Origin of the sequence: Dokdonia sp. 4H-3-7-5 (genome assembly GCF_000212355.1) — a bacterium.
GTDB lineage: Bacteria > Bacteroidota > Bacteroidia > Flavobacteriales > Flavobacteriaceae > Dokdonia.
Genome location: NC_015496.1, coordinates 1046542 through 1067230, shown reverse-complemented (window position 1 = coordinate 1067230; position 20689 = coordinate 1046542). Strand labels below are relative to the sequence as shown.

At 37.7% G+C, this 20689-nt stretch carries 22 protein-coding genes; 14 read left to right on the top strand and 8 right to left on the bottom strand.

Features of this window, described 5'->3' with window-relative positions:
* Positions 1-12: 12 nt before the first annotated feature.
* The 3 genes from KRODI_RS04665 to panC are packed head-to-tail and all read right to left on the bottom strand — an operon-like array spanning position 13 to position 2192.
* Positions 13-918 carry a YbhN family protein gene (locus tag KRODI_RS04665; RefSeq protein WP_013750425.1) on the bottom strand — a complete coding sequence of 302 codons (906 nt, stop codon included), beginning with the start codon at positions 916-918 and terminating at the stop codon, positions 13-15.
* Between the two features lie 53 nt (positions 919-971).
* Entirely contained in the window at positions 972-1322 is a 351-nt protein-coding gene (gene panD, locus KRODI_RS04660) for an aspartate 1-decarboxylase (RefSeq protein ID WP_013750424.1), read from the bottom strand.
* A 21-nt stretch (positions 1323-1343) separates the two neighbouring features.
* A complete protein-coding gene (gene panC, locus KRODI_RS04655) occupies positions 1344-2192 on the bottom strand; it encodes a pantoate--beta-alanine ligase (protein ID WP_013750423.1) in 849 nt (282 codons plus the stop codon).
* 110 nt (positions 2193-2302) lie between these two features.
* On the opposite strand from panC, the gene KRODI_RS04650 reads away from it, so the two are divergent.
* The 5 genes from KRODI_RS04650 to KRODI_RS04630 all read left to right on the top strand — a co-directional run bounded on the left by KRODI_RS04650 (position 2303) and on the right by KRODI_RS04630 (position 8882).
* Positions 2303-3115, top strand: coding sequence for a glycogen/starch synthase (locus KRODI_RS04650; RefSeq protein WP_013750422.1), 813 nt, complete (start codon positions 2303-2305; stop codon positions 3113-3115).
* A 7-nt stretch (positions 3116-3122) separates the two neighbouring features.
* Positions 3123-4880, top strand: a complete 1758-nt coding sequence (locus tag KRODI_RS04645; RefSeq protein WP_083811790.1) for a DUF4270 domain-containing protein — start codon at positions 3123-3125, stop codon at positions 4878-4880.
* A gap of 11 nt (positions 4881-4891) precedes the next feature.
* Entirely contained in the window at positions 4892-6739 is a 1848-nt protein-coding gene (gene glmS, locus KRODI_RS04640; protein ID WP_013750420.1) for a glutamine--fructose-6-phosphate transaminase (isomerizing), read from the top strand.
* A 307-nt stretch (positions 6740-7046) separates the two neighbouring features.
* Complete coding sequence (gene atpD / locus KRODI_RS04635) at positions 7047-8555, top strand: F0F1 ATP synthase subunit beta (RefSeq protein ID WP_013750419.1); 1509 nt, start codon at positions 7047-7049, stop codon at positions 8553-8555.
* A 48-nt stretch (positions 8556-8603) separates the two neighbouring features.
* Positions 8604-8882 carry a F0F1 ATP synthase subunit epsilon gene (locus KRODI_RS04630; protein WP_013750418.1) on the top strand — a complete coding sequence of 93 codons (279 nt, stop codon included), beginning with the start codon at positions 8604-8606 and terminating at the stop codon, positions 8880-8882.
* An 81-nt stretch (positions 8883-8963) separates the two neighbouring features.
* On the opposite strand, the gene KRODI_RS04625 is transcribed toward KRODI_RS04630, so the two are convergent.
* The 4 genes from KRODI_RS04625 to KRODI_RS04610 form a co-directional block, all read right to left on the bottom strand.
* Entirely contained in the window at positions 8964-9176 is a 213-nt protein-coding gene (locus KRODI_RS04625; protein WP_013750417.1) for a helix-turn-helix domain-containing protein, read from the bottom strand.
* Positions 9177-9179: 3 nt separating this feature from the next.
* A complete protein-coding gene (locus KRODI_RS04620) occupies positions 9180-9653 on the bottom strand; it encodes a DUF2975 domain-containing protein (RefSeq protein ID WP_013750416.1) in 474 nt (157 codons plus the stop codon).
* A 9-nt stretch (positions 9654-9662) separates the two neighbouring features.
* Entirely contained in the window at positions 9663-10169 is a 507-nt protein-coding gene (locus KRODI_RS04615; protein ID WP_013750415.1) for a hypothetical protein, read from the bottom strand.
* A gap of 130 nt (positions 10170-10299) precedes the next feature.
* Complete coding sequence (locus KRODI_RS04610; protein ID WP_013750414.1) at positions 10300-12072, bottom strand: M61 family metallopeptidase; 1773 nt, start codon at positions 12070-12072, stop codon at positions 10300-10302.
* A gap of 85 nt (positions 12073-12157) precedes the next feature.
* On the opposite strand from KRODI_RS04610, the gene KRODI_RS04605 reads away from it, so the two are divergent.
* The 4 genes from KRODI_RS04605 to bioA all read left to right on the top strand — a co-directional run bounded on the left by KRODI_RS04605 (position 12158) and on the right by bioA (position 15742).
* Positions 12158-13342 carry an aminotransferase class I/II-fold pyridoxal phosphate-dependent enzyme gene (locus KRODI_RS04605; protein WP_013750413.1) on the top strand — a complete coding sequence of 395 codons (1185 nt, stop codon included), beginning with the start codon at positions 12158-12160 and terminating at the stop codon, positions 13340-13342.
* A 36-nt stretch (positions 13343-13378) separates the two neighbouring features.
* A complete protein-coding gene (locus KRODI_RS04600) occupies positions 13379-13795 on the top strand; it encodes a DUF2007 domain-containing protein (protein ID WP_013750412.1) in 417 nt (138 codons plus the stop codon).
* Positions 13782-14411, top strand: a complete 630-nt coding sequence (gene bioD / locus KRODI_RS04595; protein WP_013750411.1) for a dethiobiotin synthase — start codon at positions 13782-13784, stop codon at positions 14409-14411. Before KRODI_RS04600 ends, bioD begins: the two co-directional genes overlap by 14 nt.
* A 65-nt stretch (positions 14412-14476) precedes the next feature.
* Positions 14477-15742: an adenosylmethionine--8-amino-7-oxononanoate transaminase gene (gene bioA / locus KRODI_RS04590; RefSeq protein ID WP_013750410.1), complete on the top strand. Its 1266-nt coding sequence runs from the start codon at positions 14477-14479 to the stop codon at positions 15740-15742.
* Positions 15743-15745: 3 nt separating this feature from the next.
* On the opposite strand, the gene KRODI_RS04585 is transcribed toward bioA, so the two are convergent.
* A complete protein-coding gene (locus KRODI_RS04585; RefSeq protein ID WP_013750409.1) occupies positions 15746-16183 on the bottom strand; it encodes a cytochrome c oxidase assembly factor Coa1 family protein in 438 nt (145 codons plus the stop codon).
* Between the two features lie 133 nt (positions 16184-16316).
* Between KRODI_RS04585 and KRODI_RS04580 the strand changes: the two genes are divergently transcribed.
* From KRODI_RS04580 to KRODI_RS04560, 5 genes are all read left to right on the top strand, one after another.
* Positions 16317-17471, top strand: a complete 1155-nt coding sequence (locus KRODI_RS04580; RefSeq protein ID WP_041295619.1) for a beta-ketoacyl synthase N-terminal-like domain-containing protein — start codon at positions 16317-16319, stop codon at positions 17469-17471.
* Between the two features lie 138 nt (positions 17472-17609).
* Positions 17610-18704, top strand: coding sequence for a biotin synthase BioB (bioB, locus tag KRODI_RS04575; RefSeq protein WP_013750407.1), 1095 nt, complete (start codon positions 17610-17612; stop codon positions 18702-18704).
* Between the two features lie 123 nt (positions 18705-18827).
* Entirely contained in the window at positions 18828-19664 is an 837-nt protein-coding gene (locus tag KRODI_RS04570; protein ID WP_013750406.1) for a cupin-like domain-containing protein, read from the top strand.
* 190 nt (positions 19665-19854) lie between these two features.
* Positions 19855-20286, top strand: a complete 432-nt coding sequence (locus KRODI_RS04565; protein WP_041295618.1) for a response regulator — start codon at positions 19855-19857, stop codon at positions 20284-20286.
* Positions 20283-20675, top strand: a complete 393-nt coding sequence (locus tag KRODI_RS04560; protein WP_013750404.1) for a response regulator — start codon at positions 20283-20285, stop codon at positions 20673-20675. The genes KRODI_RS04565 and KRODI_RS04560 overlap by 4 nt, the downstream gene beginning before the upstream one ends.
* Positions 20676-20689: the final 14 nt, after the last annotated feature.

Sequence of the window (20689 nt, the reverse complement as noted above, 5' to 3'; positions counted from 1 at the left end):
AAATATAAAAAATCACCGTCTTTTAATGAGTAGCAAGATAAGTGCGCAAATGCCTCCTATAATTACATTAAAAATAGTTTGAGTTCCCCAGAGGAGCCAGCCAAATGTTGCACCATCCTCAAATCCAAAAAAAGTGAATATTGCCGCCATAGCTATGGGGTATAATCCCATTCCTGCATTTGTAGCACTCATTGCAAATGCACCTATTACAAAGGAAGCAAGAATAACTCCTAATGGCGCTTCAGCGGTTCCAGGCACCGTAAATTTCATGATCCAAAACATGCCTACATACATTCCCCATATAAAAACAGTATGTAGTATAAATGCAATGTTATGCTGCATGTTTAAAATACTTTTTACTCCATCAAGAAGTCCGAGTCCAAAGTTTCTGATTTTCTGAATAAAAGGATGTGACGACTTTTTAAGTAATCGCAAACCAAAAATTCCAGCAGTAAGACCTACAGCAATTAGTATAATGAATCCAGTGGGGTTCGCATTGTCTTTAAAGTAAGCTATGAGCGCTGTAGATTGTAAAACTACGGCTGTAGTCATAATGAGAAGCAGTACGATAAGATCTGCAATACGCTCTGCTACAATAGTTCCGAAGGCTTTTTCAAAAGGAATGTTGTCTGTTTTAGAAAGGCTTACGCCTCGTAAAACTTCGCCAGATCTAATGATGAAGGTATTTGCAAAATAGCCAATCATAATAGCCATAAAACTGGTAGTAAACTTAGGCTTGTATCCTAGCGGTTCTAAGAGAAACTTCCAACGGTAGGCTCTTGAAAAATGACTTAACAAACCAAATAGCAGCGAGATAAGAATCCATAATGGATTAACCATTTTTATTGCTTCCCACATATCGCTGCGCTCTATCGCAGTCATTTTACTGAGTTGGTACCAAACCAAAAAAACTCCCACAAGTGGGAGTATAATTTTAAGTGCGAGACTTTTATGTTTATTACTTATCAACGTTAGTTGAGCAAGTTTGTTTCTTCATTAGGAAAGCATAAAGTAGGTTTAAACTTTTTTGCTTCTTCTACTTCCATAAAGGCGTATACAATTAAGATAAGCGTGTCACCTTTTGCAACTTTACGAGCAGCCGCGCCGTTTAAGGTGATTTCTCCACTCTTTCTTGGTCCAGGGATTGCATACGTCTCAAGACGTTCTCCGTTTGTAACATTTACAATTTGTACGCGTTCTCCTTCAATTATATTTGAAGCGTCCATCAAGTCTTCATCAATGGTAATACTTCCTATATAATGTAACTCGGCACCCGTTACTTTAACGCGGTGTATTTTTGATTTTACAACATTTACTAGCATAGGGCAAAGGTAATAATAAGTTTAATTTAGGGCTATATTATCTATAAGTCTAATCTCACCAGCATAAACGGCAAGAAAAGCTCGGTATTGTTGGTTTTTACGCTTTCGCGAAAGCGTACTTAAATTTTTAATATTTGCAATCTCAAAGTATTCAAGCTCGAGACCTTCCTTTTTCTCAAAAGCCGCTGAAACATACCTTCTCAATTGTATCGCAGAGTGTCTGTCAAAATTACTCTTCACATACCGCAGCACTTCATAAATAAAAGGCGCGATAGCAAGTTGATTCTCAGTAAGTCGTGCGTTGCGACTGCTCATGGCAAGGCCGTCTTCTTGTCTATGTATAGGGCAGCCTATAATTTCTATAGGTAGCTTTTCTTTTTCTACAAGCTTACGCACAATGGCAAGCTGTTGATAATCTTTCTCTCCAAAATACGCTTTATCCGGATTTACTTGTCTAAAAAGAAGATTTAAAACAGTGCCTACACCATCAAAATGTCCTGGTCTGTGCTCTCCCTCCATAACCTTCTCTATGGTTCCAAAGTTATAAGGGGTAGATGAAACTTCATTCCCATAGACTTCTGTAGCCGTTGGTGCGTATACTATTACCTTATCTCCATAATGGGCTAGAAAGTCTAGATCTTTATCGAGAGTGCGAGGATACTTGTCTAAGTCTGAGGCGTTATTGAATTGTGTAGGATTAACAAAAATGCTTACTATGATTAGGGCACAATCTTTGAATGCATAATCAATAAGTGATGCATGTCCATGATGTAGGGCGCCCATTGTAGGGACAAAACCTACGGATTTGCCATTGCTTTTTGCTTGATGAACGATTTTAGAAATCTGTTTATGAGCTGTTATTGCTTGCACTTTATTATAATTTTAACGGGATGCAAACTTACTAATATTAAGACTAAGTGCGTAAAAATTTGTACTTTTGCGTGTTTTTTGAATAGATTAACAACCTAATTTTTACATATATGAAAGATAAGAGGATATTGTACGTGTCATCTGAAGTGATTCCATACCTCCCAGAGACCGAGATTGCCTCTATGTCGTTTGAAGCTCCTCAAATGGTTAATTCCAAGGGTGGGCAAATACGCATATTTATGCCGCGTTACGGTAATATTAATGAGCGTAGACATCAACTACACGAAGTAATTAGATTATCTGGAATGAACTTGGTTATCAATGATTTTGATATGCCACTTATTATCAAGGTTGCTTCTATACCTAAGGAGCGTATTCAGGTATATTTTATAGATAACGAAGAGTATTTTAAGCGTAAAGCTACGTTTACAGATGAAGATGGAAATCTTTTTCCTGATAACGACGAGCGTGCTATATTCTTTGCAAAAGGTGTTGTGGAGACGGTAAAAAAACTGAACTGGGCGCCAGATATTATTCATGTTCAGGGATGGCTAGCATCTTTACTGCCATTATACCTTAAGCATTACTATGCAAGTGAACCATTATTTGCACAAAGTAAAATAGTAACTTCTATATATAATCAAGGATTTGAAGGGGCTCTCAATGAAGAGCTTCTTAATAAAGTTGCTTTTGATGGAATTGATCCAGAGACTATCAAAGAACTAGAAGATCCTACTTATGAAAATCTAATGAAGGTTACTATCAAGAATAGTGATGCTGCAATCGTAGGTTCTCAAGAATTAAATGAAAACTTAATGAAAATCCTTAATACGACTAAAATTCCTGTTTTGCCGTATAAGAAGAAAGAGGAATTTCCTCAGGCTTACGAAGATTTTTACACTACTCAAGTTTTAGAAGAATAGACTAATTATGAGATTGAATAAAATGCTTAAGCAAGCAGCCATGGTTTTGGCACTTGCGCTGTTGATTATTTCCTGTGAGGACGAGTTTGGTTCTATTGGAACTAGTATTGTGGGAGAGGTCAATTTTGATACAGAGCTTGCTCAAGATTTAAAAATAGCGGCTTACAGTCGTAATTATGCCGATGCTTCAGGCTTTAATGGGGTTCAAACTAGCGGTACGTCCGTTGGAGTTGTTGGTTTTTATAAAGACCCAACTTATGGATCAACTACTAGCTCATTACTAACTCAAGTTTCTTTATCGAGTAATAATCCTGATTTTGGTGATGAAACTGAAATTGATTCTGTAGTTTTTTCACTTCCGTATTATTCTTCATTAGAAGAAACAGATACAGATGGAAATTCAACGTATACTTTAGACTCTATTTTTGGTAACACTCCAGGTCAAATGAAATTATCTGTTTACAGATCAAATTTCTTTTTAAATAGTCTAGACCCTGCAGAAGACTTTGAAAGCTCAGCAATATATTATTCTAATGAAATTTCTGAATTTCAAGGAGTAGAAGGAGACTTGTTATTTGAGGTTCGCGATGAGGGTACTGGTGGTATGCAAGAAGAGGGTTTTGTGCTAGATGCTAGCGAAATCATATTAACTACGCCAAATCTTGACGATGCTGGTAATCCAGATGGAACTAATGATGTGGATAGATTAAGTCCTAGAATTAGACTTTCGTACACAAATGGCAATGCTGCCGATGCCGCTGTTTTGGATTATTGGAAACAGGCAATTATTGACCAAGAAGGTCAAGGTACTTTGTTAAATCAAAATACATTCAATGATTATTTTAGAGGGTTATATCTTAAAGCAGAAGCTATAGATGATAAGGGGAGTGCTATTTTATTTGATGTAGCAAACTTGAACGTCACTATATATTATTCTTTTACTAATGAAGATTCTACAACAGATGACTCTGGAGAAACAGTCTCAACAGGAACTGGGAATATTTCTTTAAGGTCTTCTGGTGTTCGCGCAATCGCTTACGACAACGATTTTAGTCAGAGCCCTATAGGATCTACTAGTTTTAATGATTCTCAAAATGTAATTGATGGTGAAGAAAATTTATATCTAAAAGGAGGTGATGGTAGTATTGCTTTAATTGATTTATTTGGTGCAGATGAGGACGATAATGGTGTTGCAGATCAGCTAGAGGCTCTAAGAGCTTGTAATATAATTGTAAATGAAGCAAACTTGCAATTTTACGTTCAACAAGATGAATTAAGTGCTGGTAGTAATGGAGAATTAGAGCCAGAGAGAGTATTTATATATGATTATGATAATAATGCTACCTTGCTAGATGCACTTATTGATAATACAACTGGCGAAGGTGGAGCTGTTAATACGAGAACAAACCACTTGGGAAGACTTTCCAGAGAAGTTGACGGTGATCTTTCAAGTAACGGAGTTAGCTATAGAATACGTCTTACCCAGCACATAAATAATATCATTAAAAATGATTCTACAAATGTGAGATTAGCTTTATCTGTCTCTCAGAATGTCACTATTGATAATACTGCCTTGATAGGTGGGACGGGAGGTATTCAAGATGGGCAGAGAGTTCCGTTTTCTGGAGTAATCTCACCAGAGGGAACTATACTACATGGAACTGCGAGTTCTGATGAAGAGAAGAAATTAAGATTAAGATTGTATTATACAATAACAGAAGAAATTGATCCTAACAGCCCTTGTGGTTTAGCTTTAGGATTGTAATAATTTAAAGTATGTGTGGAATAGTTGGTTATATAGGGCATAGAGATGCCTATCCAGTAGTTGTTCAGGGTTTAGAGAGACTAGAATACAGGGGTTATGATAGTGCGGGAATTGCATTATATGATGGTACTGATTTAAAGTTCTCTAAAACAAAAGGTAAAGTTGCTGATTTGCGTACTAAGCTAGAGTCAGAAATTTCTACGACTGGTGGTATAGGTATTGGGCACACAAGGTGGGCAACACATGGCGTTCCTAATGATGTGAATAGCCATCCGCATTTGTCCAATTCTGGAGAGTTGGTAATCATTCATAATGGAATTATAGAAAACTATGACGCTTTGCGTCAAGAGCTTATAAAACGTGGTTACACTTTTCAATCAGATACTGATACAGAAGTATTGGTAAACTTAATTGAAGATGTAAAGAAAAATGAAGGAGTTAAGCTAGGGAAGGCGGTGCAAATTGCACTTAACCAAACCATAGGCGCTTATGCAATTGCGGTTTTTGATAAAACAAAACCTGACGAAATTGTGGTTGCCCGTTTAGGTAGTCCTCTTGCTATTGGAGTGGGAGAAGATGAATTCTTCATTGCTTCAGATGCTACGCCATTTATTGAGTACACAAATAAGACCATCTATCTTAAAGATGGTGAGATGGCGGTAATACGCAATCATAAGAAATTAAAAGTACGTAAAATTAAAGATGATTCTTTAGTTGATCCGTATATAGAGGAGTTAAAGCTTAATCTTGAGCAAATAGAAAAAGGTGGTTATAATCACTTTATGCTTAAGGAGATTTACGAGCAGCCTCAGGCAATTAAGGATACTTTTCGTGGGCGTATGCTTGTTAAGGAGGGTATTATCAAAATGGCAGGTATTGATGATAATATAGAGAAGTTTAAAAATGCTCGACGTATTATTATTATAGCTTGTGGTACGTCATGGCACGCAGGACTTGTAGCTGAGTATATTTTTGAAGAGTTTGCTCGTGTACCAGTAGAGGTGGAGTATGCTTCAGAGTTTAGATATCGTAACCCAGTAGTCTTTAAGGATGATGTTATCATAGCAATTTCTCAAAGTGGAGAAACTGCAGATACAATGGCGGCAATTAAACTTGCTAAAGAGCAAGGAGCGTTTGTTTTTGGTGTTTGTAATGTTGTAGGTTCTTCTATTTCTAGAATAACAGATGCAGGAGCATATACACATGCAGGTCCAGAGATTGGTGTTGCATCTACAAAGGCTTTTACTACTCAGATAACAATACTTACTTTAATCGCCTTAAGACTTGCTCAAGCAACAGGTAAAATGGCCGATTCTGAGTTTAGAAGTTATCTACAAGAATTAGAGCGTATCCCTGAAAAAGTTGAGAAAGCATTAAAATGTAATGATCAAGCAGAGATTGTTGCAGCGCAATATAAGGATGCACCTAACGCTCTTTATTTAGGGCGTGGTTATAATTTTCCAGTAGCACTTGAAGGAGCTCTTAAGCTTAAGGAGATATCTTACATCCACGCAGAGGGTTATCCGGCGGCAGAAATGAAGCACGGACCTATTGCACTTATAGATGAAATGATGCCAGTTTTTGTTATTGCAATGAAAAAAGGACATTACGAAAAGGTAGTAAGTAATATAGAAGAAATTAAAGCACGTAGCGGTAAGATTATCGGTATTGTTACAGAAGGTGACACGGAGGTTAAGAGGCTTGCGGATCATGTAATTGAGATTCCAGAAACGCTAGAACCACTTACTCCAATTTTGGCTACTATACCGTTACAGTTATTATCTTACCACATAGCATTGATGCTTGGTAAAAATGTAGATCAACCACGTAATTTGGCAAAATCGGTTACGGTGGAGTAATATTTTAATAATCTACTGTTTTGCTTAGGGCATTTTAGAATGCTGGCTAACTAGATTATTTATTTTTTTACAAAAGGACTTATTCGCTAGAAGCTGGATAAGTCCTTTTCTTTTGCATCTATTTTAAAGAAAATCAAATTATTACAGCCGCCGTGTATATTCTTTAATCGCTGAATTATGAATATCATGAAAAGGCTTATAAAAACTTACATTTTGCATTTTTGTATAAAATATTAAACAGTATCTTTGCACCACGAAAAACGATAATTTTTTCGCTTTTATTTCGCTAAACATTAAATAGATACTAATGTCAAAAGTTACAGGTAAAGTTGCACAGATTATAGGCCCGGTAGTAGACGTCGCTTTCGAGAGCGGATCTGAGTTACCAAAAATCTACGATTCACTAGAAGTTACAAATTCAAACGGAGCACTACTTGTTCTTGAAGTACAGTCACACATTGGGGAAAATACAGTACGTACAATCTCTATGGACTCTACAGATGGATTAAGCCGTGGGGTAGATGCAGTTGCGACTGGAGCGCCTATTCAAATGCCTGTGGGTCCAGATATTTATGGACGCCTTTTTAATGTTATAGGTGATGCTATTGATGGAATGGATAACTTGCCTAAGGCAGGTGATGCTGGTTTATCAATACACCGTAGCGCACCAAAATTTGAAGATTTATCAACATCTACAGAAGTACTTTTTACAGGTATTAAAGTAATTGACCTTATTGAACCTTACGCAAAAGGAGGTAAGATTGGTTTATTCGGTGGAGCAGGAGTAGGTAAAACTGTACTTATTCAAGAGTTGATTAACAATATTGCAAAAGGTCACGGTGGTCTTTCTGTATTCGCAGGAGTAGGAGAGCGCACACGTGAAGGAAATGATCTTTTGAGAGAGATGCTTGAGTCTGGTATTATCAAATACGGAGATGACTTTATGCACTCTATGGAAGAAGGAGGATGGGATCTTTCTAAAGTAGATAAAATAGGGATGAGAGACTCTAAAGCTACTTTCGTTTTCGGTCAAATGAATGAGCCGCCTGGAGCACGTGCACGTGTTGCACTTTCAGGACTTACTATAGCTGAGTACTTCCGTGATGGAGCAGGAGAAGGACAAGGAAAAGACGTACTTTTCTTCGTAGATAACATCTTCCGTTTTACACAAGCAGGTTCTGAGGTTTCTGCACTACTTGGACGTATGCCATCTGCCGTAGGTTACCAGCCTACTCTTGCAACAGAGATGGGAGCGATGCAAGAGCGTATTACTTCAACAAAAAGAGGGTCAATTACATCTGTACAGGCGGTTTATGTACCTGCAGATGATTTAACAGATCCAGCACCAGCAACAACATTTGCTCACCTTGATGCAACAACAGTACTTTCACGTAAGATTGCAGAGCTTGGTATTTACCCAGCGGTAGATCCTCTAGACTCTACATCACGTATACTTACTGCTGAGATATTAGGAAGCGAACACTATAACACTGCACAACGCGTAAAAGAGTTGTTACAACGTTATAAGGAGCTTCAAGATATTATCGCCATCTTAGGTATGGAAGAATTATCTGAAGAAGATAAAATGGCAGTAGGACGTGCACGTCGTGTACAACGTTTCCTTTCTCAGCCATTCCACGTAGCAGAGCAGTTTACAGGTATCCCAGGATGTCTAGTAGATATTAAAGAAACTATTAAAGGATTTAATATGATTATGGACGGAGAGTTAGATCATCTTCCAGAAGCAGCATTTAACCTTAAAGGAACTATCGAAGAAGCAATCGAAGCAGGAGAAAAAATGCTTCAAGAGGCTTAAGAGATTTTTAATTACGCTTTCGCGAAAGCGTACTATAAATTATAAACTATGCATTTAGAAATTGTAACTCCAGAGGCATCTCTAGTAAGCGGTGAAGTATCATCGGTTACTGTACCAGGTGTAAATGGTGAATACCAAATGTTAGATAATCACGCAGCAACTGTTTCTTTACTAGGAGCAGGAACTGTAAAATTTGAAGGAAATCCTACAATTGCTGCAGGTCAGGAAGGTAAATTTACCAAAACATCAGACGGTAAATGGTCACTTGTAATTGCAAGTGGCACTGTAGAGATGAACAACAATAAAGTGATTGTGCTAGCAGATTAAAGCGCAGTGAAATAAGTTTAAAAGCCCAAATTCTTCTTAGAATTTGGGCTTTTTTTGTTTTAGAAAAAGTTTTAAAATGTATTATGTGTCTTTTGTGGTATATTCTAGTATATCTCCAGGTTGACAATCCAAGGCCTTACAGATCGCCTCAAGCGTAGAGAAACGCACTGCCTTTGCCTTACCAGATTTAAGGATAGAGAGGTTTGCTTCTGTAATACCTACAATCTCTGCAAGCTCCTTACTCCTCATCTCACGATCTGCCAGTACTTTGTCTAAGTTAATAGTTATAGGCATAGGTTATATAGTTAGATCATTTTCAGATTTGAGTTGATATCCAGTTTGTGCCATATCTGCAATAATTAGAACTATAAAGCCAAGTAATGCAAACATAAAATCCATCAAAATAATTCCCATCATTATGTTTGGGTCGCCTCCACTTTGAACTCTTATAATATCTAAAACGGTCATCAAGACGCCTGAGAAGAAAAAGATGTATCCTGCTATACTCATTAATTTTTTGGCGTTTATTGAAAAGTAGCCCTCTTTAATTATGCTTTTTAGACTAAGTATACTGACAATTAAGCCAATAAAAATTAGTAGAGATTGCGCGTCACTTATGTACATATTATAGCTTCCAAATACTAGATCTTTCCCTGTATAAACATTATTGGCCGAAGCTCTACTTAGTACAACAAATGTGGTTAAGTAACCTATTATATACATAACCGCCATAATAATGGTAGCTACGTAAAGTATTTTAATTTTTTTCATCTGATGTGTTTATATAGTTAAATTGTTTTCTTCATTGATAGTCCGTGCTTTTGCAAATGCTTCACTCAAAAACATAAAGAAAAGCCCAAAAAGAATAAACACAAGCATCCCTCCATCGATGTTTATTTTTAATTCACTCAGGACAAGAAGGTCTACGATAATCTTGACAATAGTTGCTCCAATTCCAATCGCTATAAAGTAGTTGCCTGCTTTTTTAAAATTAGAGATAACCTTTTGTGTAAAATATACACCAGTAGCTAAGGTATCCACTGTATTTTTAATCAACCTAATGGATAGAAAGTATAGCAAGTATAGCGAGCCTATAAGAAAGAGAACGATAGCAGTTTTTGTGGAGGAAAGCGAGTGTATGTTTATTTGATCGCCAAAAAAAGAAACCTCAGTTTTCTTTCCTAGATATAGAAGCAATGGAATGGTAATAAGTCCTATCGCAAATAGTATTACCATTAGGTAGTAGTAAATGGAAATCAGTTTTCTGAGAATTGCTAAATTTTTCATTTTATTATCGTTTTACAATAACAAATATATAAAAATTATTGAAAAACAATAATTTTATTTAAAAATCACACATAAAAAATCCCCGACACTAGTTTTAGTACTGGGGATATAAGTTGTAAAAGCTACCTTTTTATTTTTCTTGAAGCCAGTATTTTCTGAGCTTGCTAGGTTTTTTGCTTGGCTTTGGATCCATTGCTATTGCGTAGGTAGGATCTGCTCTTACAGTTAGTTTAGTTGTAAGCTTTCTACCAAATCGCTCATAGTTGGCAACTACAGTCTGTCCTACGGACAGCGAATTCAAATAGGCTTCATAAGCTTCACTAGTTCTTAACTCCGTGCCATCTAATGCAGTAATAAGATCCCCTTCGTTAAGGCCTGCTGTATAGGCTGGTGTTCCTTTTGAGGTAGCTCGTGCAATTCTTAAACCAGTTTCGGTGGCGTTTACTCGTATTCCTAGGTACGGCTTTGTTTCGTCTTGTGTGATTGTGAGTCCCGCATTTGTTAATAGGTTTTGATAATCTGGCATTTGACTATCATAAATATATTGAGAGAAGAACGTTTTCGCGAAAGCGTCACCCGCATACTCAGCTAGTACATTCTCAAGATCTTGTATGGAATAAGAGATTTCCTTTTTTCCAAACTGATTCCACACCACTTTGAAATAGTCGTCAAGATTAAGTCCTTGCTGGCGTAGTGAGAGGTCAAGCGCAAGCCCGAGTACACTTCCATACGAGTAATATGAGATAAAGGTATTGTTTCTATTTACGGGATCTACAGAGGTCGCGGCATCTACAAAGGGCGCCTGGTAGCTCATCTCAATCGGGTTAAAATAGTCACGTGCAGGTGAGTTCCATACATAGTTAAACGTCCCGTTGAGACTTTTTACATAGTCTTCACTAGTGATAACACCGGCGCGGGCAAGTATAAGATTTGTGTAATAGCTTGTAAAACCTTCGGCAAACCAAAGTGAGCCACTCATATTGGCCGCTGTAAAGTCAAAAGGCTCTAAATCTGCAGGGCGTATGCGCTCTACATTCCAAGAGTGGAAAAACTCGTGAGATACAGTACCTATATTTCCATCCATTCCTCCAGCTGCTAGTGACTCTCTGTCTGTAAGAATCGTGCTGTTGCGATGTTCCATCCCATCTCCAGATACGTGAGGAGCATAACAAGCAAGAAAAGTGTACTCGCCAAAATCATAGGTAGGCAACGTTCCAAAAACCTCTTTTTGCGCCAGTACAATAGCTTTTACCTTGTCCCAATAGGTGTCAAAATCTTCTGAGGTGTCATCACTATGTAATGCAAAACGTATGTTCTGACCATCTACTTTAAATTCCCTAAGCTTGTAATCGCTTACCTCTGTAGGGCTGTCTAAAAAGTACTGCAAGTTTGGTGCGCTGTAACGTGCATCGTCTATTTTTTTGAGTTGGCTCGCTACCTTCCAATTCAAATCTTTCCTTAGTTTAAAATTTATCTCAATTGGACGGTGGTCTTCTCCTTCCATAAACATGAACGTTGCTGGCATATTGAGATGTGCGTGCGACTCATCTACTTGTGAGTAGGTACCATCTGCTCTATTTGCAAATAGTGTGTATGACACGTTTACCTCTCCATCATGATCTTTAATCTTCCAAGAGTATGCATCTGGACGTGTTGCTTCTAGCGCTTCTCCCTTACTGTTTGTAGCCTTAAAATTAAAAACGTTTTTTGCAAACTCATGTATTGCGTAGCGTCCTGGTGAGGATCTACTCATGCGCACCACTACGGTCTTTTTCTTGAGTTCAGGAAAAGTGATAGCTATCTGCGCTTCATGGTGGTGTGCGTTATCAAAAGATATCTCGTACACATTAGTTTGTCCATAACAAAGGCTAGTGAGTAAAAGGGCGAAACATAAAAATCTCATAGTAGAATATTTAGAATTTAAAAGTAAGAAACTAAGATCACTTCCGTGGGTTATATATGTCAAACACGTGAAGTATCTTTACCATATGTTACCAGAAAAACTACAGAAAAAACTTAGCATACGCAGAGACAGTGATTCTTTGCGAACACTTAATACTTCGTTAGGTCTGGTGGATTTTTCATCTAACGATTATTTGGGTTTTTCTAGTAGCCTTCCTATTGCTAGAAATATTGCAGAGCGAACACAAGAGATCTTAGACGAACATCAAATTATTGCAAATGGTGCCACCGGCAGTCGACTGTTATCTGGTAATCATACCCTTTATAGTCAGGCAGAGACCTTAATTGCTGGTGTTCATAATAGTGAGACTGCTCTTATATTTAATAGCGGTTATGATGCAAATATTGGTTTTTTTCAAAGCGTGCCACAGCGCGGTGATCTCATTCTTTACGACGAGTTTATACACGCTAGCATACGTGATGGTATCCAGATGAGCCTTGCTAGAGGTTATAAGTTTAAACACAATGATATTGCAGATATAGAAACTGTAGTCACTCGTCTTAAAGCGATGCATCACCTAGATGATCAAGAAACTACAACGGCGATATACCTCGTTACGGAGTCAGTTTTTTCGATGGATGGTGATACGCCAGATCTCATGGCTATTACTCAGCTTTGTAAAAAACATAACATCTACCTAATAGTAGATGAAGCTCATGCAACGGGTGTTATAGGTACAAAGGGACTTGGTTTAGTGCAGGAGTTGGCGTTAGAAAACGAGACTTTTGCTCGTATTATTACTTTTGGTAAAGGCATGGGAGCACATGGGGCAGCTATTTTATGCAGCGAGCCATTGTGCACCTACCTTATTAATTTTGCGAGATCATTTATTTACACCACGGGACTTCCACCGCATGCCATTGCTACAATAATGGCCGCTTACGAGCAATTAGATGTGCGGAGTGATGCACAGTTACCAGCAGTGGGAAATTTACAAGAGCTTATAATTTATTTCAACAGTTTGATTCAAAAGCACGAACTTGATAGCTTATTCATAGAAAGTAATTCAGCCATACACTGTGCTGTGGTGATGGGTAATGAAAAGGTTAGAACGCTTTCGCGAAAGCTTGAACAAGAAAATTTTGAAGTGAAACCTATTTTATCTCCCACAGTTCCAGAAGGTCAAGAGCGCTTGCGGATATGTCTACACACATATAATACGAAAGATGAAATAACAGCATTGCTGGCTATTTTAAAAGCACAGTTATAGCTTACTAATATGTAATGTGAAGATTATATTTGTGCTATGTCAAACACATTTGTAACCATTGCTCAGTTTCAATACTCAAGTGGAGCTCAAATTTTTAAAGGTCGATTACTTGCAGAAGGTATTCAGGCTTTTCTAGCAGATAATTATACAATAGATACAGATCCGCTAGTGAGTAATGCCATTGGTGGTGTAAAACTACGAGTGCCTGCAGATCAAGAATCAAGAGCGAAAGAAATCTTAAGTGAAATCTCAGAGTATTCTGTTACCGAAGATGGTTCGCCTGTACATTGTCCCAATTGCAATAGTGAGGAAGTTGCACTTTTTACAACCGTTTCAGATATTAGATCTCTGGGAGCTTTTCTCCTAGGTTTTGTTTTTGGCGCGCTTCCATTTTACACAAAATACGAGTATCGCTGTGATAACTGTAAAACAAAATTTAATGAAATCAAATAAGACATATTTTATAACAGGAATCTCTACAGATGTTGGAAAGACGGTAGCTGCAGCAATAGTGACACAGTCACTAGAGGCAGATTACTGGAAGCCAATACAGGCTGGAGATCTTGATAATAGTGATACACATAAAGTAAAGCATTTAGTTAATAATGAAATATCGCAATATCACGATAATAGTTATTCGCTCAAGACACCTATGAGTCCGCACGCTGCTGCAGAGATTGATGGCATTACAGTTACTGCCGCCTCTATAAAACGTCCTGAATCGACTAGACCTCTAGTAATAGAAGGAGCTGGTGGTATACTCGTGCCTATAAATGAAACAGAAACCATAGCCGATTTAATAGTGCCTACAGATAAGGTGATTGTTGTGTCTCGTCATTATCTAGGAAGTATAAATCACACCTTATTGACTATCGAGCTGCTCAAAGCAAGAGGACTAGCTGTGGCGGGGATTATTTTTTCTGGAGAAGAACATCCTACAACGGAGGCAATCATTGAGAATATGACTGGTGTTACCATTATAGGTCGCATTGATGAAGAACCTTATTTTGATGAAAATGTAATAGCAGAATATGCAGAACGTTTTCGCGAAAGCTTACAAGCCCTATAAATCTTTATTAACTAGGGATTTTAGATAATCAACTCCTTAGCTAACTTTACGCAAAAATTATTACTGTGACTACTCAAGAAAAAGATAAAAAACATCTCTGGCATCCGCTCACGCAACATAAGACTGCGCAGGATCCTGTTGTAATTACGAGAGCAAAAGGAGCGGTAATGTATGATGAGCAGGGTAAGGAATATATAGATGGGATTGCCTCATGGTATACAGCCATGTATGGTCACGGCAATGAGCATATTACAACGGCAATGCATAAGCAGATGCAGGCGCTGGATTTTGTAATGTTCAGTGGCTTTACACATCCTCCAGCAATCACCCTTGCCGAAAAACTAATGGAGATACTGCCAGAAAATCAAGAGAAGATTTTCTTTAATGACAACGGCTCTACAGCAGTTGAGGCAGCTATAAAAATGGCCATCCAGTTGTATCACAATAAAGGAGATAAGAGAGATACGCTTATCGCTTTTGAAGACGGTTTCCATGGAGATACCTTTGGGGCGATGAGCGCCTCGGGATTGAGTTCGTATAACGGACCTTTTGAAGATTTTTTACTTAAAGTTGTTAGAATTCCTACGCCTCAAGAAGATAATCTTGAGGAAGTGATGGCTAAGCTAGATGTGATACTCACATCAAATAAGTGCGCCGCTTTTATTTTTGAGCCACTAGTCCAAGGAGCTGCTGGAATGAAATTTCACTCTGTAAATGGTCTTGATGCGTTAGTCAAACAATGTCGTGAGGCAAATGTGCTCACCATTGCAGATGAAATCATGACTGGTTTTGGGAAAACGGGAACCATTTTTGCTTGTGACCAGTTGGGTAACAAGCCAGATATAATGTGCCTGAGTAAAGCACTTACTGCAGGGATGTTTCCGCTAAGTATTACAAGTTGTACGCAGGCAGTTTTTGATAGCTTTTTGAGCGACGAGGTGCACAAAGGTTTTTTTCATGCACATACATTTAGTGCGCACCCTGTAGGCTGCGCCGCTGCAATTGCAGGGATCGAAGTATTGCAAAGCTCAGAAATTACAGACAGTAGAAAGCGTATAGAAAAGGCGCATCAAATATTTGCACAGCAAGTAGCAACACACCCTAAAGTGCGAGATGTACGCACAAAAGGTGTAATCATAGCCATAGATCTCAACATAGAAATGGAACGCTATGGGAATTTACGAGATGAGCTATACCAATTTTTTATGAAACGTGGCGTGGCACTTAGACCGCTAGGAAATACGGTTTATGTACTACCTCCGTATGTGATAGCAGATAGTGAGCTTACTCAGGTTTATACAGCAATACAAGAGGCTTTAGATCATTTTTAAAGACTACTCTATCGCTTTTGGATCTAGCTCAATTACCTGGTCGCTGCCGTCTATAGTTACATTATAAACTTCGTACACTTTCTTATCATCTTCACCGCTCGTGATAAGATGTATCACGCCAGTCCCGTTAGGGCCTTTAATGGGTGTTGTGGCATTAGTTCTTTTTTCTCCATTATTAAAAGAGATATTAAAACTCCCAAAACCATCACTTTCTATAGGTTCGCCTAGCACAGCAATCACTTCTTGATTGGATTGAACTTGAATGAGCGCTTCCTCACTTCCAGAGGCTGTTTTAATTTTATTTGCAAAAGCAAAGGCGCCACCTACTATCAAAACGACAGCGATAATGATTACGGTAAGGCATCCTCCTACAGGTACTGCCCACTTCCAATTGCGTTTCCACCAGCTAGGGCGTTCTATAAGTTCGTTTTGATTATCCATTGTGATTGATTTTTAGATAGGTACCGTTTTGGCTGCAAAAGTTACAGAACTTTTCAAGAAAACTTAGAAATAGATGGGGTACGCTTACGCGAAATTGTACTTTTGTAGACGCAAACCAAAATTCAATTATACTTTGAAAACTCCCATAGCCATTACCGGTCTAGGTTCTATCTCTCCATTAGGTTCAAATGCTGAAGAGCAGTGGAACGCATACCAAGAAACAACTACAAAAATTACTTGGGAAGAAGATTTAGAAGCGTTTACGGCAAGGTTAACTTCAGAAGGGCAAAAAGCCATCCAAGCTATACGACGAGAAGATAAAAACTATTTACGTATAGATCCATCTGTTCTTTATGCTATATATGCAGGAAGAATTGCAGTAACGCAAGCAGGATGGAAAGATGGTGATTTTGGAATTAATGTAGGTTCATCAAGAGGAGCAACACAGCTTTTTGAAAAGTTTTTTGAGACGTATAAAGAACGTAATATTGTACCTACCCAAGCATCTCCGTCTACCACACTAGGTAATATATCTTCATGGCTAGCAAATGATTTAAAATCTAACGGTCCAGATATCTCTCATTCTATTACTTGTAGTACAGCGTTACACTCATTACTAAATGGAGTAGCATGGTTACAATCAGGAATGGCCAAAAAGTTTCTAGTAGGAGGTTCTGAGGCAGCACTTACGCCATTTACAATTGCTCAAATAAGAGCAATGAAACTTACACCTACAGAAGAGGGGACGAGTGCATACCCTAGTATGGCGCTCAATCTTTTTAAGAAAAATAATACAATGGTACTAGGTGAAGGCGCAGCAATGGCCTGTCTAGAACTTGGTAAAAAGAAAAATGCACTTGCATATATTACAAGTGTAGGATATGCTACAGAAAAGCTAGAACATGCAGTTTCTATTTCAAGTGAAGGTGAGTGTTTTCAGAAGTCTATAGCTATGGCACTTGATGGTATTGATCTATCAGAAATAGATGCTATTGTAATGCATGCTCCTGGGACTATTAAAGGAGATACCTCTGAGATGGCAGCTATAAAGAAAGTTTTTGGAGAAGACGTACCAATGCTTACTACTAATAAATGGAAAATAGGACACACTTTTGGTGCAAGTGGCTTGTTAAGCCTAGAGCTTGCTATAAAAATGCTACAAGAACAACGTTTTATAGGAGTGCCTTATCTTAAAGATAAATCTAAGGATAGCGAACTAAAAAAGATACTTGTGAATGCTGTTGGTTTCGGAGGAAACGCGGTAAGTATTATTGTTGAGAAAGCTTAGGCGAATGGTGTGCACTTTTTCGCGAAAGCGTAATTAGAACCACCATATCTTATATTACACAAGCAAGGGTTATTAAAATCTCAAAAAAATCAAGCGATAGCCGTTTACTTGCTTAAGACTATTTCATATTTTTACGTTATGACAGAAATAAGACACAACTGGACCAAAGAGGAAATACTCGCTATTTATAATAAACCGATGATGTCGCTTTTATATGAAGCTGCAACAACACATCGCGAGCATCACGATCCTAATACAGTACAAGTTTCTACATTACTTTCTATAAAAACTGGTGGATGTCCAGAAGATTGTGGGTATTGCCCGCAAGCAGCAAGATATCACACAGACATAGAGGGAAATGATTTAATGTCTGTACAGCAAGTGAAAGCACAGGCGTTAAGAGCAAAATCGTCTGGAAGTTCTCGTGTATGCATGGGTGCAGCGTGGCGTAATGTAAAAGATGGACCAGAATTTGACAACGTGCTAGAAATGGTGCGCACGATTAATAAGCTTGATATGGAAGTGTGCTGTACGCTAGGTATGGTAACCGAGAATCAAGCAGAACGTCTTGCAGAAGCAGGATTATATGCATACAATCATAACTTAGATACCTCAGAAGATTACTATAAAGATGTAATCTCTACAAGAGCTTTTGAGGATCGTCTTGATACTATCTCAAACGTACGCAAAACAAATGTTACGGTATGTTCTGGTGGAATTATAGGTATGGGAGAAGCTGTAGAGGATAGAGCCGGAATGCTTGTAGCGCTTGCAAAACTTGATCCGCAGCCAGAATCTACGCCTATAAATGCACTTGTAGCTGTACCTGGAACTCCAATGGAAGATATAGATCCTATCTCAATCTGGGAGATGATACGTATGGTAGCAACTACGAGAATTGTATTGCCACAAACACAAGTGAGACTATCTGCAGGTAGAACTGAGATGAGTAGAGAAGGGCAAGCTATGTGCTTCTTTGCAGGAGCAAATTCTATTTTTGCAGGAGATAAATTACTTACTACACCTAATCCGGATGTAAATGAAGATATGAAGATGTTTGACCTACTAGGTCTTACACCTCAAAAACCATTTGTAAAGAAAGCTCAGCCAGCATCTGTAGAGGCGGTAGACTCAAAGTATGAGTCGTTAGGAGAGAAACCTAAATGGTCAAGGCCAGGACACAAAATTGACAGAAACGAAGAAGCAAAGCTTGCAGGGAAATCTTTGAAATAAAGAAAACTGTTATTTTGTAAACATCGTAGGTATATACTATAGTTACATTCTTAGCACTAACTCCCATCAGGGAGTTAGTGCTTTTAGGTATTTAAATATCGAGGTTAATTAATTCTATTACACATGCAGTTACAAGCCATTCCCAGAGTAGATTCTATAACTAAGAAGGAGTTCGTAAGAGATTACGTAAAGCCCCAAAAACCTGTCGTTATTGAGCATCTTGTAGATGACTGGGATGCTTATGACAAGTGGCGTCTATCTTACATCAAAGAAGTAGCGGGAGACAAAGAAGTACCTCTTTATGATGATAGGCCAGTAAAGCATGATGAAGGTTTTAATCAAGCTCATGCTACTATGAGTATGAGTGATTACATAGATCTACTTAAAAAAGGACCTACTAATTATCGCATCTTTTTGTATAACCTCATGAAGGAGGTACCTTCTCTTAAAAATGATTTTAAATTTCCTAAAATAGGTTTGAGGTTACTCAAGCAGATACCTATGCTCTTTTTTGGAGGCGAAGGAAGTAAGGTGTTTATGCACCATGATATAGACTGGGCAAATATTTTGCATTTTCATTTTGAAGGAAGAAAGCAATGTGTATTGTTCCCTCCTAGTGAAACACCTAACCTTTACAAGGTACCTTATTCTTTAATTACGAGGGAGGATATTAACTTTGATGATCCAGACTATACTAAATTTCCTAAGTTAAAAAACGCAAAAGGGTTTATATGCCATCTCAATCACGGCGAGACCTTATATATGCCAGAAGGATACTGGCATTATATGAAGTATGAAACACCTGGATTTAGTATGAGTTTGAGATCGCTTCCGCGAAAATTTTCTAACCTTAGAAAGGCATTGTATAACGTTTTTTACATGAGGCATTATGATAATTTCATGAGACGACGAAAGGGTCAAGACTGGATAGATGAAAAAAATGAGAAGGCACTTTTATAAGAAAGACCCTTATACAATCTTGTGTTATTAACTTTTATTAATACTTTATTCAAACATTTGTGTTTTAATAAGTGATTTGTCGTTTTAATTCGAGCTTTTGTCGAATATTTATTCTTTTTTGCTAATTGGCTACAATGAGTCCCGAACTTTTTGTTATTTGTGAGGGATTCAAATATCCCCTAGCAATAGCATGATGAAAGTCCTCCTTATAGACGACGATAAAGCCGTAAATTTTTTCAATCAACACGTCGTTATTAAGCACAACTCCTTTGAACATATCAAAACTGTTCAAAGCGGACAAGAAGGCCTTACTTTTCTGTCTAAAGTAGAATTAGGAGAAGCCACAAAGCCAGATCTTATTTTTTTAGACATAAATATGCCTGCAATGAATGGCTGGGAATTCTTAGACGAATATGAAAAGATGTGCCCAGATTTTAGAAAAGATATTAAAGTAATCATTCTTTCTAGTTCTTCAAATCCAGAACATGTAAACAAGACAATTCAAAACTATAAGGTTATTGACTTTATAAATAAGCCACTATCATTTGATATACTTGATAATGTGTTGAAGGTTTACAACAACGTATTGTCTACGAGTACTCAAAATAATCCACTAGTTTGACTTATAAAGCCTTAATAGTAGATGATAGCAAACCAATAACTTTCTTCAATAAAATAATTTTAGAGAGGTCCTCGCGTTTTTCTGAAATTTTGGTAGCTGTAAATGGAGAAGAGGCGTTAAAGATATTAGACACAGAATTTAATCCTGATATTATCTTTTTGGATCTTAATATGCCTGTTATGAATGGGTGGGAGTTTTTAGATACATACCACCAGAGAAAAGCTAGGAATAGTCAAATAATCATGCTTTTGGGAACTATGCCGTCACAGGAGAATCAAGATAGATTGAATTCCTATGATTGCATTAAAGGAGTTAGAGAGAAGATGCTTTCTAATACAGTACTTACAGAAATAATCAATAATACCTTAGCTGTAGAGTTAAGATCATAAATTACCCCTAGTTA